This is a genomic window from Paenilisteria newyorkensis (assembly GCF_000766145.1).
Lineage (GTDB): Bacteria > Bacillota > Bacilli > Lactobacillales > Listeriaceae > Listeria_A > Listeria_A newyorkensis.
This window is the reverse complement of sequence record NZ_JNFB01000039.1, coordinates 97,253-115,220: the sequence shown is the minus strand read 5'-3', so window position 1 is coordinate 115,220 and position 17,968 is coordinate 97,253. Positions and strand designations below refer to the sequence as shown.

Sequence of the window (17,968 nt, the reverse complement as noted above, 5' to 3'; positions counted from 1 at the left end):
GTCACTCCTTTATTCTTCGTCTTCAGCGATTTCATCCGCCATGTCGATATCGGCGCGTTCGATGACTGGGCCATCAGGACGTGGATAAATACCAGCTTCTGTCGCCACTGTTTCGCTCTTAATATCAATTTTCCAGCCAGTTAATTTAGCGGCAAGACGTGCATTTTGACCACGTTTACCAATGGCTAAGGAAAGTTGATAATCTGGTACGATGACCGTCGTTGCTTGTTCGGCTTCATTGACGATAACATCGAGCACTTTGGACGGGCTTAGCGCGTTTGCAACGAATGTAAACGGATCAGCTGACCATTCCACGATATCGATTTTTTCGCCTTTTAGTTCGTTCACGATGGCTTGTACGCGGGCACCTTTTGGACCTACACAAGAACCAACCGGGTCGACTTCTGGATTTTCTGTGTACACAGAGATTTTAGAACGATCTCCGGCTTCACGAGCAACAGATTTAATTTCTACAATGCCTTCATAGATTTCTGGAACTTCCATTTCAAAAAGTCGTTTTAAAAGACCTGGATGCGTACGAGAAACATAAATTTGCGGTCCTTTGGTCGTTTTTTCGACTTTCGTCAAGTACACTTTGATACGATCATGGGCGCGGTATGTCTCATTTGGCATTTGCTCATTTTGAGATAGAATCGCTTCGATTTTACCTAGGTTTACATAGATAAAACGAGAATCTTGGCGTTCTACGATACCTGTCATGATATCATCTTCGCGATCGATAAATTCGTCGTAAATGATGCCTCGTTCTGCTTCACGAACACGTTGCGTCACGACTTGTTTCGCTGTTTGTGCTGCGATTCGGCCGAAATCTTTTGGCGTCACTTCAAGTTCCACAACATCGCCAACTTTGAATGCTGGATTGATTTTGTGTGCCTCTTCCACAGAGATTTCTAAACGGGAGTCAAATACTTGATCTACCACATCTTTGCGCGCTAACACGTGCATCGTGCCCTTATCTAAGTTTAAATCTACTCGTACATTTTGTGCTTGGTTGAAATTTCGCTTGTAAGCAGACACGAGTGCCGCCTCAATCGCTTCAATAATCACATCACGTGAAATTCCTTTATCATGTTCTAACACATGAAGAGCATCTAATAGTTCTGAGCTCATTCTTTTTTCAGCTCCTTTAATTTACCGCTTTTAAAATTTAATCGCTAGTCTTGCTTTGGCCACTTTGTCTTTCGGAATTTCACAGACAACTTTACGTGTCTTATCCAAAATTTCAACAGTTAGTGTCTCGCCATCATACTTCGTGAGTGTTCCTTCCCACATTTTACGGTCCGCGATGGGCTCGTAACTTGTGATGTGGACCCATTTGTCAATGGCTGCTTCAAAATCTTTTTCCTTTTTCAATGGTCGTTCTGCGCCTGGTGATGATACTTCCAGAAAGTAATTTTGTGTAATTGGGTCATTTTTGTCCAAGATTTCACTCAGTTTCTCGCTAACCAAGGCACATTCATCGATATCAATGCCGCCTTCTTTATCTAAAAATACCCTCAAATACCAGTGCTTTCCTTCTTTTTCAAACGCTAAATCGACCAGTTCCAGTTGAAGTTCGGTTGTGATTGGCAACACGATTTCTTCGACTTGTTCAAGAACTTTACTCATTTTAGCCTCCTTTAATATATCTGACAAAGCTAGTATTGCCAGTGGTTTACGACAATCTAACCCTGCAAAGTTGCAAAAGGAAAGAGTGGGCGTCGGCCCACTCTTGGTTGAGTTATCGTAATTTCATTATTAACTATAACACAAACATTCTTCCTTCGCAAACATTAGGCCCTGCGTCGCCTTGTATAGAGCCATTATCGTCAGAATAACGAGAGCTGATTTTGATCTGGTAAACCTTCTAAACACCCTTGATCATCCATATATTGAATGATGGTTTTGGAGACTTTTCCACGTTGCTGCAAGTCTTCTTTTGATAGGAATTCGCCATCTTCACGCGCTGCTACAATCGCTTTGGCAACGTTGGTTCCAAGACTTGGAATCGCATTAAACGGTGGAATTAGCTGGTCGCCTTCAATGATAAATTCGTCTGCGCTTGATTTATACAAGTCTACTTTTTGGAACGAAAATCCGCGAGCTAGCATCTCGTTTGCAATCTCTAGAACCGTCAGCAAACTTTTTTCTTTCATCGATGCTTCTAGTCCTTTGGCGTTGATTTCTTGCATCTTCGCTTTTGTTGCTTCTTTTCCGTTGACCATCGCTGTCAGGTCGAAATCATCGGCACGAACAGTGAAATAGGTCGCGTAGAAGAACAATGGGTGGTGCACTTTGAAATAAGCAATCCGGACAGCCATGAGTACGTAAGCAGCAGCATGGGCTTTCGGGAACATGTACTTAATTTTTTTACACGAATCGATGTACCAATTCGGCACTTTATTTTCAATCATCGCGGCTTCCATTTCTTCGGAGAGCCCTTTTCCTTTACGCACAGACTCCATGATTTGGAAGGCAAGGGAACTATCGAGGCCTTGGTAGATAAGGAAAACCATGATGTCATCACGACAACCAATAACTTCGGCGAGCGAACAAATATCGTTTTTGATGAGTTCTTCCGCATTTCCAAGCCATACATCAGTTCCATGGGATAATCCAGAGATTTGAACAAGCTCGGAGAATGTTGTCGGTTTGGTTTGCTCAAGCATTTGCCGCACAAAACGCGTTCCGAATTCAGGGATGCCGAGTGTGCCGGTTTTCGAATCAATATCTGCTGGTTTTACACCGAGTGATTCCGTGGAACCGAACAGTTTCATCACTTCTTTGTCATCGGTAGGAATAGTTTTCGGATCGATACCGCTTAGGTCTTGAAGCATCCGAATCGCGGTCGGATCGTCGTGTCCGAGTATATCGAGTTTTAATACATTATCGTGAATCGAGTGGAAATCAAAATGGGTTGTTTTCCATTCTGAATCCGTCGCGTCAGCTGGAAACTGGATTGGAGAGAAATCATAGACGTCCATATAATCCGGGATAACGATAATCCCCCCAGGATGTTGACCAGTCGTTCTTTTTACGCCGGTACAGCCTTGCACGAGACGGTCAATCTCCGCCCCACGAATCGTCATATTCATGTCCCGCTCGTAATTCCGCACGTAACCGAACGCCGTCTTCTCAGCGACCGTACCAATCGTTCCAGCACGATACACATAATCCTCACCGAAAAGCTCCTTCGTGTACGCATGGGCAATCGGCTGATATTCCCCAGAAAAGTTCAGATCTATATCGGGAACTTTATCCCCTTTAAAGCCAAGGAACGTTTCAAAAGGAATATCTTGACCTTCTTTCGTAAGCGCCGCCCCACATTCCGGACATTCTTTATCTGGCAAGTCAAATCCAGAACCGACCGAACCGTCATCGAAAAACTCGGAATGCTTACATTTCGAACAAACATAATGCGGTGGTAACGGATTTACTTCGGTGATTTCCGTCATCGTTGCGACTAAGGAGGAACCCACCGAACCACGTGAACCTACGAGATAGCCTTCGTTTAGCGATTTTTTCACGAGTTTGTGTGAGATTAAATAAATAACCGCGAAACCGTGACCGATAATACTTTTCAGCTCTTTTTCGAGACGCGCTTCAACGATTTCTGGTAGCTCATCACCGTAAATACTACGTGCCATCGTGTAGCTCATATTGCGGACTTCATCTTCAGCACCCTCAATTTTTGGCGTGTACAGATCGTCTTTGATTGGTTTCAGATTCTCCATCCAATCCGCCACGAGATTTGAATTTGTGACAACGATTTCTTTTGCTTTTTCAGCACCTAAAAAGGCAAATTCAGCAAGCATTTCATCGGTTGAACGGAAATGAACATCTGGAAGTGACGCACGGTTCAGCGGATTTGCCCCGCCTTGCGAATGAATCAAGATTTTGCGATAGATTTTATCGTTTGGATTCAAATAATGTACATTTCCAGTCGCCACAACAGGTTTGCCAATTTTTTCACCGACCTTCACCAAGTTGCCGATAATTTCTTCGAGCGCTTTTTCATCGCGAACTAATTCCCGTTCGATAAGTGGCGCATAAACTGGCTTCGGTTGTACTTCAATGAAATCATAAAAGGCTGCCACCCGTTCTGCATCTTCCATTCCTTTTTGCATCATCGCTTCAAAAATTTCGCCTTGATTACAGGCTGAACCAACGATGAGTCCTTCGCGAAGTTTATTAAGCTCCGATCTAGGAATTCTAGGAACTCGGAAAAAGTAATTGATTTGCGACATCGACACGAGTTTGAATAAATTTTTCAGTCCGACATCGGTTTTTGCATAAATGGTAGCATGGAATGGACGGGCACGCTTGTAAGCATCGCCTTCTCCCATGTAATTATTGAATTGGTCGTGAAAATCGATATCGCGCATTTCCTTCGCGTCTTTAATCAACTTCCAACCGAGATAAGCCGTCGCCTCCGCATCGAAAATGGCTCTGTGATGCTGTTCTAGGATAATATTGAATTTCTTCGTTAACGTATTCAACCGATGATTTTTAAAATGGGGATAGAGAAAACGGGCCAGTTCTAGCGTATCGATGACCGAGTTCTCTGCTTTTGCAATGCCTACTTTGCCGTAAGCCGTGTTGATGAAGCCCATATCAAAAGAGGCATTATGCGCAATCAGAATCGCGTCCCCCGACCAATCTTTAAAGTTCTGTAGCACGACTTCCATCGGATCTGAGCCTTTCACCATATCATCCGTGATTCCCGTCAAGTTGATCGTCGTCGCGGAAAGTGGATGACCTGGATCAATGAAGGCCTCGAATTTATCGATGATTTCGCCGTCTTTCATTTTGACACCAGCGAGCTCGATAATCGTATCGTATACCGCGGACAAACCAGTCGTCTCCACGTCAAACACGACATAGGTTGCGTCTTTCAAAGCTGTGTGGCGTTCATTGTAAGCGATTGGCACACCGTCATCAATCAAATTCGCCTCAATCCCGTACAGAATTTTGACACCGTTTTTCTTGCCGGCACCGTAAGCTTCTGGGAAAGACTGCGCCACCGCATGATCCGTAATCGCAATCGCCGGGTGACCCCAATCGGCCGCCTGTTTCACGAGGTCCGCCACAGATGATGTCGCATCCATTTGACTCATCGGCGTATGCAGATGAAGTTCCACGCGTTTTTCCTCCGCCGTATCTAAGCGCTTCACGCCCGCAATCTCATTGACATCTTGCGCCATCATGATCAAATCGCGGACAAACGTATCCATCTGCACACTACCACGAACGCGAACCCACATGCCTTTTTTCATATTCTGGAACATGGCAGCATCGTCGTTATCGCGCGAAAACATCTTGATAATAATCGAGCTCGTGTAATCCGTAATCTTGAATTGTAACAAGCTCCGGCCACTACGTAACTCCCGAATTTCCGACGCAAAAACATAACCTTCAACCGTAATGCGGCGTTCCTCATCATAAATATCGCCAAGTGGTTTGCGTTCCTCATCATCCTTGATTTTATACCCAATTTGGAACGGTCCAGATGGTGCTGGTCCACCGCCACCTTCGCCATTTGCCTGTTGCTCCGCCCGTTTTTGCATCACTTGCACAGCTTCTAGCGCCTTCGCCTGGTCCTCTTTTTCCTTCGCCTCCACAAAAGCCTTATAATGCTCCGTTTCCGACTGATCCAACAAGTTCGTGCGTAACATCATCGTCGGAAATCCTTTTTCGCGCAAACTCTCGGCAATCGCTGGTTGAAAACGCTGGGCAATCGTCGTCTGCTCCATCTCATTATGTACACGAACCTCCATAAAATTAGGCGCAACAAACGTCGGTTTCTGCTCAATCAACAACTGTCCAATCATCGGCGACTGCTTCGCGAACGGCGCAATTGTATCGTTCCAATAATCCTCCACCAAGCGCTCCGTCACCGTCTCGTCCCGCACATGAATCCGCATCGTCGTCTGCGCAATCTGTTGAAACGCCTGATTCATTCCCACGCGCATCATCTGAAACAATTCAAACGGCAAAATTTGCGCGACATCCAAATGGAATTCCCAGATCTTATTCGCTTTATCTACAACCAATTTCTCAATTTTCCCGTCCTTCGTAAAATCTTGAAATACGGCATCATTTCCTAATCCAATTTGCTGCAACAAAATTTGGAATCGTTCTTGCTTTTCTACATCTGTAATAGACAATCTCGACAACTCCTTTTCGTGACTTAACAAAAAAACGTCTTCCCAGTGAACCCCGTAAGACGTTTTTTGTTTTCCTTCTAAAAATGGGAGAGTCCAGCCATGAGATATTCTCCAAAGCTGGACATTTCCATCTATATTTACGCGTTTTCACCTAATAAAATCGGCAATGTATTCATAAGTTCATCTTTGCGAACTTCAATCATTTCACCCGTTTTGCGAATCTTCACTTCGACAATGCCCTCTGCTGCTTTCTTACCAACTGTAACACGCATTGGTAATCCAATCAAATCGGCATCGGCAAATTTCACGCCCGCGCGCTCAGAACGGTCATCTAGCAACACAGAGAATCCCATTTCTTGTAAAGAAGCGTAGAGTTCTTCCGCAAATGCGACCTGTTCTTCACTCTTCATATTGACAGGAATTAAATGTAAATCCAGTGGACTAATACTACGATCCCAAACTAGACCAGACTCATCGGCTTGCTGTTCCGCAATCGCCGAAAGCAATCGAGAAACGCCGATACCGTAACAACCCATGATAAACGGATTACTGCGGCCATTTTCATCTAAGAACGTCGCGTCCATCGCTTCACTGTATTTTGTTCCCAGTTTAAAGATATGACCCACTTCAATACCTTCCGCAAACTTAATCACACCATGCCCATCCGGAGATAAGTCACCTTCTTGAATCAGACGCAAATCAAAATACGTATGCACGTTAAAATCACGTTTTGGTTGCGCGTTAATCATGTGATAGCCCTCTTCATTTGCACCAATCACTGCATTTACAACATCTTGCACATCATTATCCGCAAAAATCCGAACGTGTTCTGGCACGCCGATTGGACCTAGCGAACCAAATCCAGAACCAAGTAATTCCACCGCTTGTTCATTCGATGCAAGTTCTACCGTCGTCGCCGATAACGCGTTTTTAATTTTGATATCGTTCACTTCATGATCCCCACGAACAAGAACCATAATAATTTCCTCGTCATCTAACACGTAAAGCATCGACTTCACGGTTTTCTCAATCGGAACATCTAAAAATGACACAACGTCCGCAATCGATTTTTGATCAGGGGTTTCTACTTTTTCAAGTTCGCCTGCTTCTTCGTGTGATTTCTTCTCCATATGCATCACTGGCGCCATTTCAACGTTTGCCGCATAATCAGAAGCGTCGCTGTAAGCAATCGTATCTTCACCGATATCCGATAATACCATGAATTCCTTCGTCTCACTCCCGCCGATAGAACCAGAATCCGCAATAACCGCGCGGAAATCTAAGCCACAACGCGTGAAAATATTCGAATACGCTTGATACATTTTATCGTATGTCGCGTCCAAACTTGCTTCCGTCGCATGGAAAGAATACGCATCTTTCATAATAAACTCACGGCCACGTAACAAACCAAAACGCGGACGCAATTCATCGCGGAACTTCGTCTGAATTTGATACATCGTTAAAGGTAAGCGTTTATACGACTTAACTTCATCACGTAAAAGCGATGTGATAACCTCTTCATGTGTTGGACCTAATGCAAAATCGCGTGCATTACGATCTTTCAAACGCATCAATTCCGCGCCATAATCTTCCCAACGACCGGATTCTTGCCAAAGTTCTGCTGGTTGCAAGGCTGGTAATAATAATTCGACCGCATCGATTCGATTTAACTCTTCACGAATAATTGTCTCGATTTTTTGCAATGTTAATTTTGCGAGTGGTAAATAACTATAAATTCCACTTGCCGTTTGGCGGATAAATCCCGCACGTAATAATAACTGGTGACTTTTCACCTCTGCATCAGCAGGTACTTCTTTCAATGTTGGAATAAAGCTCAATGTTTGACGCATACTCAAATCACACCCCTAATTTTTATCTTAAAACCTGAGAACAATCTCGCTCTCAGGTTCCCCCTATTTATCTTAGAAAAACGCTCGCTGGATGTCGTTCCACGTAACGAGCAACATCAATACCATCAGCAAGGCAAAGCCAATGAAATGCACCATACCTTCTTTTTTCGGATCTAGTGGTTTCCCGCGGACTAACTCGTACAGGAAGAATAGTAAACGTCCACCATCCAGTGCTGGCAGTGGCAGTAAATTTACGATTCCTAAGTTAATGCTTAGAACGGCTGTCCAATTGAGCAACGTCAAGAAACCATAACTCACAACTTCTTGCGTCGACGTATAAATTCCAACTGGGCCATTCAACATGTTGAGCGAGAAATCCCCCGTCACCATTTGGCCAAGCACGTGACCGATTTGCGTTATCCAGAACCACGTCTGCGTAAAGCCGTATGTTATTTTCGTCCAGAACGAATCCGACCCTGGTTGTGCGACACCAATTTTACCAACGCTTGTACCGTCCTGTGCTTTTTCCGCTTTCGGTGTTACATCGATATCTTGTGTTTTTCCATCGCGCTCGACTTTGAAATCAAGCTCTTTATTCGGACTTTTCTCCACAGTAGAAAAAATATCCTGCCATGAATCCATCGCCTTGCCATTGATGGAAATAACTTCATCGCCTTGCTTCAAACCAGCTTCCTGCGCCGCACCATTATCCATCACTTGCCCGATTTCAGGATCATTCGAAGGAACGCTTCCTGACACAAAAGCAAGAATTGTAAAGATTATAATAGCTAAAATAAAGTTGAATAACGGTCCTGCAAAAATAGTCATCGCCCGTTTACCAAGTGATTTCGATTGGAAAACACGGTCATACGGTGCAATAATCGTTTCTAATTTGCCATCGACGACAACCGCATCACTCGCCACTTGATAGCGAACAATTTTGTCCTCATCGTATTCTTCGTAACCCTCGATGAAAAGTTCTCGTTCAAGATCGCTCCCAGAAACTTCAAGCGGTTGCACATCTTGATATTGATCCTTTCCATTGATGATAATTTTTGTCACGACTTCATCATCGTTTAAAATCAAGCCAACACGGTAACCCGGTTTCAGCTCAACAACTTCTCCGTCCTCACCCGCCATACGCACGTAACCGCCGATGGGGAGAAGCCTTAATGTGTACTGTGTTTCTTTCTTGCGGTAAGCAAATATTTTTGGACCAAAACCAATCGAAAAATCGCGAACTAGGATACCAGATCTTTTTGCAAATAAGAAATGTCCGAGTTCATGAAAGAAAACGATCAGGCCAAAAACAAATATAAACGCAATAATGGTTGTCATTGTTTCACCTCTATAAAAGTGTCTTCACGTAAGCACGTGTTTCCTGATCTACTTGGAAAATAGTCTCCAAATCAGGGGTGGGTATTACCTTATGGCGATTCATCGCATTTTCAACGAGCGCCTCGATATCTTGGAAAGCAACCTGACCATTTAAAAAGCCAGCAACAGCAATCTCATTCGCTGCATTCAAAACGGAAGGCATCGTTCCACCTATTTTACCAGCAGTGTACGCTAATTTCAATGCTGGGAAACGATGGAAGTCCATTTTGTCGAAGTGAAGCGTACCAAAATCCGTAATATCAAACGGTTTTTGGAAGGAAATGCTGGAGCGTTCTGGATGTGTCAGCGCATATTGAATCGGCACACGCATATCTGGTAACCCAAGTTGCGCGATATGACTGCCATCTTTAAATGCGACCATCGAGTGAATAATACTTTCGCGATGAATCACGACATCAATTTTGTCATAGTCCAAGTCGAACAACCAATGCGCCTCAATAACTTCTAACCCTTTATTGAACATCGTCGCCGAATCGATTGTAATCTTGTTCCCCATCGACCAGTTCGGATGCGCCAACGCTTCAGCAACCGTCACATCTTTCAACTGATCCCGCGTTTTATCACGGAAGCTACCACCAGATGCCGTCACAATCAATTTATCGATATTCGCCGGATTCTCACCTTGTAGGCATTGGAAAATCGCGGAATGTTCGCTGTCAACGGGCACCAAACGCACGCCTTTTTCTTTCGCAGCACGCATTACTAAATGCCCCGCTGTTACTAACGTCTCTTTATTCGCAATCGCAATCTCTTTCCCGGCCGCGATCGCATCCAATGTCGGCTGTAAACCAACGCTGCCCATCACCGCATTAATTAAAATGTCGCCATGACTATACGTCGCAACTTCTTGCAAACCCATCGCGCCATAGTAAACTTTCATTCCAGGAAACTCTACTTTTAATTTCTCATAATCCCGGCGATGCTCCACCGATACAATTTCCGGTTGAAACTCGTGAATAATCGCCGTTCCAAGTTTGATGTTGCGTCCAAACGAGAGCGCTACAACTTGAAATAATTCTGGATGTTCCCTTACAATCGCAAGTGTCTGGCTTCCAACCGAACCCGTTGCGCCTAATAAATTAATTTTTCTCATCAGTACACCTCTATTTTATAAAATTTGAAGTATATGTAGCAATGGCAAAAGAAGTGGTAAAACAAAGAGTAAATTATCGAATCGGTCTAGAATTCCGCCATGCCCAGGTAACAATTTGCCAGAATCTTTCACGCCATAGTAACGTTTCAGTGCGGATTCCACCAGATCTCCTAGTTGACCGAAAATCGATAGCACGACAATCAAAGCTGCAATGACAAATGGATTTCCATCTAATCCCATGTATAAATAATATCCACCGGCGATGATGACCGCAAAAACGACACCACCAACAAAGCCTTCCACCGTCTTATTCGGACTCACATTAGGCGCCAATTTATGCTTCCCAAGAGACCGACCGACAAAATAGGCCATCGTATCTGTCATCCAAACAATTAATAGCGCAAAAATAACATACTCTAGCCCCGCATTCCGCGTCTCCGCTAAATAATGAAAGCCTAATCCTGTATAAAAAGCTGCTAAAATGCCAATACCAACTTGATCAAAATGATAGCGGTTCTTGGAAAACACCGTATACGATAACAATAATGCCATACAGACAAAAATAATTTCCATTTGCGTAATATTGTATTCCTGAAGCCAGTCGATGAACCTTATCGGCGCTGCAATCGTGAGCGTCAATACGAGCGTGATAATCCCGTTCACCGAAAACAGACTCTGCTTGGTCATTACTAAAATTTCATATAATGCGATCGCTGCCAGCAACATGCTAAGCAGTTCAAATGGCAATTTTCCATAGATCACAAACGGCAGGAACACCGCCAAAGCTACGATTGCTGTAATAATTCTTGTTTTCACAATATATCCTCCCTATAAGCCCCCGAAGCGTCTCGAGCGATTCTGATATTCCACAACCGCCTGCTTAAAATCGCTTTCCGAAAAATCAGGCCAGTGCGTCTCTGTAAAATAAAACTCGCTATATGCAAGTTGCCATAACATAAAATTGCTGAGTCTAAGCTCGCCACTCGTTCGAATCAACAAATCGGGATCCGACAAGCCGGCACTCATTAAATGCTTCGCCAACCGTTCCTCCGTCAAATCCTCCGCAGTAAGCCCCGCAGTAAGCAATTCCCGCATCGCTGCCTGTGTCGCCGTCACAATCTCGGCCCGCGAGCCATAATTCAGCGCAAAGTTCAACACAAGTCCGGTATTCCCCTTCGTTGCCTCTATCGCGCGCTCCACAGCATCCAGCGTATGTTTCGGCAATTCCTCTTTATACCCCATGACATTCACGCGCACATTCTCTTCCATCAATTCCGGAATAAACGTATCGAAAAACTCGCCCGGCAACTTCATCAGAAAATCAACCTCATCATTCGGCCGCTTCCAATTCTCTGTAGAAAAAGCGTACAACGTTAAAACATCAATACCAAGCGAATTCGCATAGCGCGTCATGCGTTTCACTACTTGCATTCCTTCACGGTGCCCAGCAACCCTAGGCAAAAAACGCTTCTTCGCCCATCTCCCATTCCCATCCATGATAATCGCAACATGGTTTGGCAAAGGAAGTTCCGCTGAAATTTCATTATTTATCTCATTCTCATCTTGACGAAATATCTTCTTAAACATGTTCTTTCCTCCAATAGAATTACCAAGAGTCGGCACGTCTATACCTATAATAACAAAAATAACAGAAATTATGTACTATAACTTGCTCAAAGTAAATAAGAAATCCATGAGATTCGTGTTGTTGCCGTTTTTCATACCGATTTAGAGCTTCCATATGCGTGTGGGCATGTATAAAATCAGTCGTTTTTTTTGTGGTGCAATGCCCACCTCAAAGATTTCCTGAAATTCATCCTACCGATATTACTAAGAAATAACCGCCTCACGCATATTGAAAAAGCAATGTTTCATGCCTCAATATGCGTGAAGCGGTAGTGGGATTCGGGGTTTGGCGTCTCCGGATCCAGCTTCAAGAGCCAGACCCTCGAAATTTTCGTGCCCTCCACAAAAACCAAGTGCGGGTTTTTATTGCGGCCCCTAACAAATTTTTTCGGGTCTAACGGGCTCTTTCAGCTTTTCTAGACTTCCATTATCTCTTCTTCTTTACTCTTCGCAATCTCATCAAGCTTCTTAATGCTTGCGTCTGTCAATTTTTGCACGTCTTCCGTGAAATTACGTAAATCATCTTCTGTAATATCGCCGGATTTCTCTAATTTCTTCAAATCATCATTGGCATCGCGACGCACGTTACGAACCGCAACTTTTGCATCCTCTGCTTCTTTTTTCACTTCTTTTACAAGCTCTTTACGGCGTTCTTCCGTTAATTGTGGAATCGCGATGCGGATAACTTCACCGTCGTTATTTGGCATGATACCAAGATCTGCTTTTAAAATCGCTTTTTCGATGTCGCCTAGCGCTGTTTTGTCGTAAGGCGAGATCATTAGTAAGCGCGCTTCTGGAACGCTCACTCCTGCTACTTGGTTGATCGGTGTTGGTGCGCCATAATAATCTACGGATACACGATCAAGTAGTGATGCGTTGGCACGACCTGCGCGAATCGATCCTAATTGATGTTGTAATGCTTGCTCTGATTTTGTCATTTTATCTTGTGCTTGTGCTAATACTTCTTTACTCATAATTATTTCCTCCCTCTTACTATTGTTCCGATTTTTTCGCCTAAAATCACGCGTTTGATATTGTTATCTGTCTCTTCAAACGAGAAGACGATCAATGGAATATCGTTGTCCATGCTTAGCGATGATGCCGTTGTATCCATAACTTGCAAATCTTCCTTAATCACATCAAGATACGATAATTCCTCGTATTTCACTGCTGTATCGTCCAATTTCGGATCAGCACTGTAAACGCCATCGACATTGTTTTTCGCCATCAAAATAACCTCAGCCTCAATTTCAGCTGCGCGCAATGCCGCTGTTGTATCCGTTGAGAAATAAGGATTCCCAGTTCCCGCTGCAAAAATAACAACGCGCCCTTTTTCCAAATGACGAATGGCTTTACGTCTAATATACGGTTCAGCAATCTGACGCATATCAATAGAAGTTTGAACACGTGTAGCTACACCAACGTTTTCCAGCGAATCTTGTAGTGACAAAGAGTTCATAACCGTTGCAAGCATACCCATGTAATCTGCTGCTGCACGATCCATTCCCATTTCACTACCAAGCTTACCGCGCCAAATATTACCGCCACCGACAACGATAGCAACCTCCACGCCAAGTTCTACTACTTCTTTTACTTGTTGCGAGATGGAGTTCACGACACGCGGGTTAATCCCAAACCCTTCCGTTCCTGCTAAAGCTTCACCACTAAGTTTCAATACTACTCGTTTATATTCTGGGGTATCCATATTGACCTCCATCTACTTTCTATTTGGCTCATTCCTAACACTCGGAATAATTCCATCATATTCTATAATACTAAAAAAAAGCCTTAAGCAAAAGCATTTTCATACAAATTTCAAAAATAATATTTTCCTTCCCTATTTAGGCTACTAATTATTGTTAACTTATCGTATAATGAAAAGCAGAAATAAGGGGGAGAAATTGAATGAACACGATTAAAATTTGGCAAACCTTGAGGACTTCTTTGTTTTATACCCGTTTTAACTCATGGTACTACATAAAATTTGTATTTGTTTTACAAGCGATGATTCTATTACTGGCTTTTCCGTTTTTGGCGCTGTTTTTCCAGTTCATGACGACGTCGCTTGGCTATGACAGTATTACGGATCAGAATATTTTAGAATTTTTACGCAATCCGCTTGGGTTACTATTTGCTGTTATTTTCGGATTGTTGGCGTTGTTTTTTATTTACATCGAATTATCTGTTTTAATTCTCATCACCTATTACCATCAGCAACAAATTCCATTTACAATTCGAATGATTCTGCGCAAAATCTTGCGGCAATCGAAATATTTACTATCTTACCAATTTATTATTTTCCTATTATATTTCGTATTGATTGTCCCAATTGCAGGAATGGGATTACATTCTGAATTAACGGATGGGATCTATATTCCGAATTTTATTGTGAACGAGTTATTGAAATCAACGTCCGGTGCGATTCTTTATTTTAGTTTCATCGCCGTCGTGATTTACATTAATATCCGATTATTATTCTCGCTGGCAATTTTTCTCACCGGCGAATGCACCATTTTCCAAGCAATTAAACGTAGCTGGGTCATCACTCGCTGGCAAACATGGCGCATCGTCACAATTTTCGTTTTGATGTCGCTTGTCGCCACTGCCCTGATTTTCATCGCCTTTTTGATTTTCCTATTCCCGACTATTTTAACAGAGCAACTATGGACACCAGCCGCGCCAGTCGTAGCAGGAATTTCGCTGACGTTAAGCCAAATATTCTTCATTGTAGCCTTCACCATCACACCAATTTACGTCGCACATGCCGTTAATTTCATGTTTTTAACACGTGAAAATAAAGTCATTCCCCGCGCGCAAAATAGGATCGTGAAGACGCCACATCGGAAATCTTTTTATGTCATTATCACCGCTGGAATCATAGCTCTCATCACGATTAACGGCGTTTACCTGACGGAAGTCACGTACAGCGATAACACGCAAATCATCGCCCATCGCGGCCTGAAAAGTGCTGGCGTCGAGAATTCACTGGAGTCCCTTCACGGTGCCGCGAAAATCGGTGTGGATTTTGTCGAAATGGATATCCTCGAAACGAAAGACCACCAGTTTGTCGTGTTTCATGATACAAATTTGAGGCGCTTGGCCGGGATAAATCGCAACGTTCGAGATATGACCCTGGCCGAACTTGAAAAAGTAACGATTCGCCAAGACGGCTTTACATCAACGATCCCATCACTAGATACCTATATTGAACATGCGAAAAAATGGAACGTGAATCTGAATATCGAGATTAAAACGCATGGCGGTGAGTCCAGGGATTTCCTTGCTAATTTTGAGAAAGTAGTTCAAAAACATGGCGTGGAGAGCGATTATATTTACCAGTCGCTGGATCGTACTATTGTCGAAACCATTAAGAAACGTTACCCAGCGATGCGCGTCGGCTTTATTGTCCCGCTTAATTTTGGAAACCTGGTCAATGTCGATGCAGATTTTATCGTTATTGAGGAATTCTCCTTTAGCTCTAGCATGCAGAGACAGGCCCGTGAGCGTAATATGGACTTATTGGTTTGGACAATCACGACGCCAGAAGCAGCCCGTAAATACATGCTTGCAGACGTCGATGGAATCATTACGGAGATACCAGAAGAAGCTATGAAGGTACAAAATGACTTACGAAACGACCAAGCAGTCAGCACGAAGTTATCAGATGCGATTGATTTGCTGACTGGGAATTAGAATAGAAGCGAGATATGGTTGGTTTTCATCGTATCTCGTTTTTTTGTAGTGTCTTTACAGATATTTAGGCATTCAAAAACCGCTATTCCTATTGAATAGCGGCCCATCTAAATCACGCAAAGCATGACTTATTTCTTCACTTGGTTCATAACTTCTTCAACAAAGTTGTCTTCTTTTTTCTCTAAACCTTCGCCGACTTCAAAGCGAACGAATGACTTGATTGTAGCGCCTTTTTCTTTAACGAATTGACCTACAGTTACGTCTGGGTTTTTAACGAAAGGTTGATCTTCTAGGCTAATTTCGCTAAGGTATTTCGTTAAGCGACCTTCGACCATTTTTTCAACGATGTTGGCTGGTTTGCCTTCGTTAAGTGCTTGCTCTGTAAGGATTTTTCTTTCGTGCGCAATTTCGTCTTGAGAAACGTCATTACGTGAAATGTATTTAGGGTTGATTGCTGCAACGTGCATCGCAACGTCTTTTGCAACGGCATCATCAGAAGTTCCTTCAAGAACAACTAATACACCAATACGTCCGCCCATGTGGATGTACTCGCCAAATGCGTGATCTGCCACTTTTTCTTTAATTTCAAAACGACGAAGAGAGATTCTTTCACCGATTTTTTGGATTGCTTCATTGATGTAATCTTGTAGGGATTGACCGTTTGGCATTTCTGTTTTTAGTGCGTCATCCAAGTTATCTGGACGAACTACTAATAATTGGTTAGAAATGTCTTTCACTAATTGAATGAATTGGTCGTTTTTAGCCACGAAATCTGTTTCTGCATTGATTTCAAGTACAGCAACGTGTTTGTCATTACTAACAACACTTGTCATACCTTCTGTAGCGATACGATCGGACTTTTTAGCAGCTTTCGCAATACCTTTTTCACGTAGGTAGTCGATTGCTAAATCCATATCTCCATCTACTTCTACTAATGCTTTTTTACAATCCATCATACCTGCACCAGTTTTTTCGCGTAGTTCTTTTACCATTTGAGCTGTAACGTTAGCCATTTACAATTCCTCCTAATATAAAAATCTTTGAAAAAAGGTGATAAGAGATTGCCACTTATCACCTTGTTAGTTGTAAAATCGTTTCTTATGCTTCTGTAGTTGGTTCTTCAGCGACTGGAGCCGGAGCTGCTGCAACAGTTTCTTCAACAACTGGAGCTTTTACTTCTTCTACAGGAACTTCTTGCTCTTCACCTTGGTTTACTTCGATGATAGCGTCAGCCATTCTAGCAGTCAAAAGTTTAACCGCACGGATAGCATCGTCATTTGCAGGAATTACGTAATCAATTTCATCTGGATCACAGTTTGTATCTACAATACCGATGATCGGGATGTGTAATTTACGAGCTTCTGCAACAGCAATACGTTCTTTACGAGGGTCAACGATGAACAAAGCATCCGGAAGACCTTTCATATCTTTAATACCGCCTAGGAATCTTTCAAGTTTTTCTTGTTCTTTCTTAAGTAGAACAACTTCTTTTTTAGGAAGGACTTCGAAAGTACCGTCTTCTTCCATTTTTTCGATTTTCTTAAGATGTTTAATACGTTTTTGGATTGTTTCAAAGTTTGTCAATGTTCCACCTAACCAACGATGGTTAACGAAGTATTGACCTGAACGAATCGCTTCATCACGAACGGAATCTTGCGCTTGTTTCTTAGTTCCTACAAAAAGGATTGTTCCACCGTCAGCAGAGATTTCTTTCATGAAATTGAAAGCTTCGTCTACTTTCTTAACAGTTTTTTGTAAATCGATAATGTAGATACCATTTCTTTCTGTGAAGATATATTTCTTCATTTTTGGGTTCCAGCGACGTGTTTGGTGACCGAAATGTACCCCAGCTTCTAGCAATTGTTTCATTGAAATAACAGGCATGTTATTCCCTCCTATGGTTTTATTTTTTGCGGACTTTTCCGCCCTCCACATGAATCAACCAGACAAAGACTTGTAAACAAGCACCCTTTGCACTGTCCTCAATGTGTGTGTGATGTTTTAACACCGTTTATTATGATATCACAGAATACCGCCTATGACAAGTGATTTGCAGTGTTTTCTCTCGTTTTCACAACTTTGGAGAAGGAGACAGTTTTCTACTAAATTTCCCACTTGCAAAATTGTAAGGAGTTTGTCAC

The 17,968-nt window shown here is 42.9% G+C and carries 13 protein-coding genes; 1 reads left to right on the top strand and 12 read right to left on the bottom strand.

Features of this window, described 5'->3' with window-relative positions:
• Positions 1-9: 9 nt before the first annotated feature.
• From nusA to pyrH, 10 genes are all read right to left on the bottom strand, one after another.
• A complete protein-coding gene (nusA, locus tag EP58_RS12580; protein WP_036093927.1) occupies positions 10-1,131 on the bottom strand; it encodes a transcription termination factor NusA in 1,122 nt (373 codons plus the stop codon).
• Between the two features lie 30 nt (positions 1,132-1,161).
• Positions 1,162-1,629, bottom strand: a complete 468-nt coding sequence (gene rimP / locus EP58_RS12575) for a ribosome maturation factor RimP (RefSeq protein WP_036093926.1) — start codon at positions 1,627-1,629, stop codon at positions 1,162-1,164.
• Between the two features lie 200 nt (positions 1,630-1,829).
• On the bottom strand, positions 1,830-6,167 hold the full coding sequence (locus tag EP58_RS12570) for a PolC-type DNA polymerase III (RefSeq protein ID WP_036093924.1): 4,338 nt from the start codon (positions 6,165-6,167) through the stop codon (positions 1,830-1,832).
• 137 nt (positions 6,168-6,304) lie between these two features.
• Positions 6,305-8,017, bottom strand: a complete 1,713-nt coding sequence (locus tag EP58_RS12565; protein WP_036093923.1) for a proline--tRNA ligase — start codon at positions 8,015-8,017, stop codon at positions 6,305-6,307.
• A 72-nt stretch (positions 8,018-8,089) separates the two neighbouring features.
• Positions 8,090-9,355 (bottom strand): RIP metalloprotease RseP, encoded by a 1,266-nt coding sequence (gene rseP, locus EP58_RS12560; protein WP_036093922.1) that lies wholly within the window; start codon positions 9,353-9,355, stop codon positions 8,090-8,092.
• Positions 9,356-9,365: 10 nt separating this feature from the next.
• A complete protein-coding gene (locus EP58_RS12555) occupies positions 9,366-10,508 on the bottom strand; it encodes a 1-deoxy-D-xylulose-5-phosphate reductoisomerase (RefSeq protein ID WP_036093921.1) in 1,143 nt (380 codons plus the stop codon).
• Between the two features lie 15 nt (positions 10,509-10,523).
• The gene (locus EP58_RS12550; protein WP_036093920.1) at positions 10,524-11,324 is read right to left on the bottom strand and encodes a phosphatidate cytidylyltransferase; all 801 of its coding nucleotides are present in this window, start codon (positions 11,322-11,324) and stop codon (positions 10,524-10,526) included.
• A gap of 12 nt (positions 11,325-11,336) precedes the next feature.
• Complete coding sequence (locus tag EP58_RS12545; protein WP_036093919.1) at positions 11,337-12,095, bottom strand: isoprenyl transferase; 759 nt, start codon at positions 12,093-12,095, stop codon at positions 11,337-11,339.
• Between the two features lie 455 nt (positions 12,096-12,550).
• Positions 12,551-13,108 (bottom strand): ribosome recycling factor, encoded by a 558-nt coding sequence (gene frr / locus EP58_RS12540; protein WP_036093918.1) that lies wholly within the window; start codon positions 13,106-13,108, stop codon positions 12,551-12,553.
• A gap of 2 nt (positions 13,109-13,110) precedes the next feature.
• Positions 13,111-13,839: a UMP kinase gene (pyrH, locus tag EP58_RS12535; protein WP_036093917.1), complete on the bottom strand. Its 729-nt coding sequence runs from the start codon at positions 13,837-13,839 to the stop codon at positions 13,111-13,113.
• Between the two features lie 200 nt (positions 13,840-14,039).
• Here pyrH and EP58_RS12530 point away from each other — a divergent pair, with 200 nt between their 5' ends.
• On the top strand, positions 14,040-15,827 hold the full coding sequence (locus tag EP58_RS12530) for a glycerophosphoryl diester phosphodiesterase membrane domain-containing protein (protein ID WP_036093915.1): 1,788 nt from the start codon (positions 14,040-14,042) through the stop codon (positions 15,825-15,827).
• A gap of 128 nt (positions 15,828-15,955) precedes the next feature.
• Here EP58_RS12530 and tsf read toward each other — a convergent pair whose 3' ends face one another.
• A complete protein-coding gene (tsf, locus tag EP58_RS12525) occupies positions 15,956-16,840 on the bottom strand; it encodes a translation elongation factor Ts (RefSeq protein WP_036093913.1) in 885 nt (294 codons plus the stop codon).
• 85 nt (positions 16,841-16,925) lie between these two features.
• Positions 16,926-17,711, bottom strand: a complete 786-nt coding sequence (gene rpsB, locus EP58_RS12520; RefSeq protein WP_036093911.1) for a 30S ribosomal protein S2 — start codon at positions 17,709-17,711, stop codon at positions 16,926-16,928.
• Positions 17,712-17,968 lie beyond the last annotated feature (257 nt).

What these genes read in the sequence shown, in the direction of transcription:
- nusA (WP_036093927.1), bottom strand. Translation starts at nt 1,131, where the DNA reads ATGAGCTCAGAACTATTAGATGCTCTTCATGTGTTAGAACATGATAAA.
- rimP (WP_036093926.1), bottom strand. Translation starts at nt 1,629, where the DNA reads ATGAGTAAAGTTCTTGAACAAGTCGAAGAAATCGTGTTGCCAATCACA.
- EP58_RS12565 (WP_036093923.1), bottom strand. Translation starts at nt 8,017, where the DNA reads ATGCGTCAAACATTGAGCTTTATTCCAACATTGAAAGAAGTACCTGCT.
- rseP (WP_036093922.1), bottom strand. Translation starts at nt 9,355, where the DNA reads ATGACAACCATTATTGCGTTTATATTTGTTTTTGGCCTGATCGTTTTC.
- EP58_RS12555 (WP_036093921.1), bottom strand. Translation starts at nt 10,508, where the DNA reads ATGAGAAAAATTAATTTATTAGGCGCAACGGGTTCGGTTGGAAGCCAG.
- EP58_RS12545 (WP_036093919.1), bottom strand. Translation starts at nt 12,095, where the DNA reads ATGTTTAAGAAGATATTTCGTCAAGATGAGAATGAGATAAATAATGAA.
- frr (WP_036093918.1), bottom strand. Translation starts at nt 13,108, where the DNA reads ATGAGTAAAGAAGTATTAGCACAAGCACAAGATAAAATGACAAAATCA.
- pyrH (WP_036093917.1), bottom strand. Translation starts at nt 13,839, where the DNA reads ATGGATACCCCAGAATATAAACGAGTAGTATTGAAACTTAGTGGTGAA.
- EP58_RS12530 (WP_036093915.1), top strand. Translation starts at nt 14,040, where the DNA reads ATGAACACGATTAAAATTTGGCAAACCTTGAGGACTTCTTTGTTTTAT.
- tsf (WP_036093913.1), bottom strand. Translation starts at nt 16,840, where the DNA reads ATGGCTAACGTTACAGCTCAAATGGTAAAAGAACTACGCGAAAAAACT.
- rpsB (WP_036093911.1), bottom strand. Translation starts at nt 17,711, where the DNA reads ATGCCTGTTATTTCAATGAAACAATTGCTAGAAGCTGGGGTACATTTC.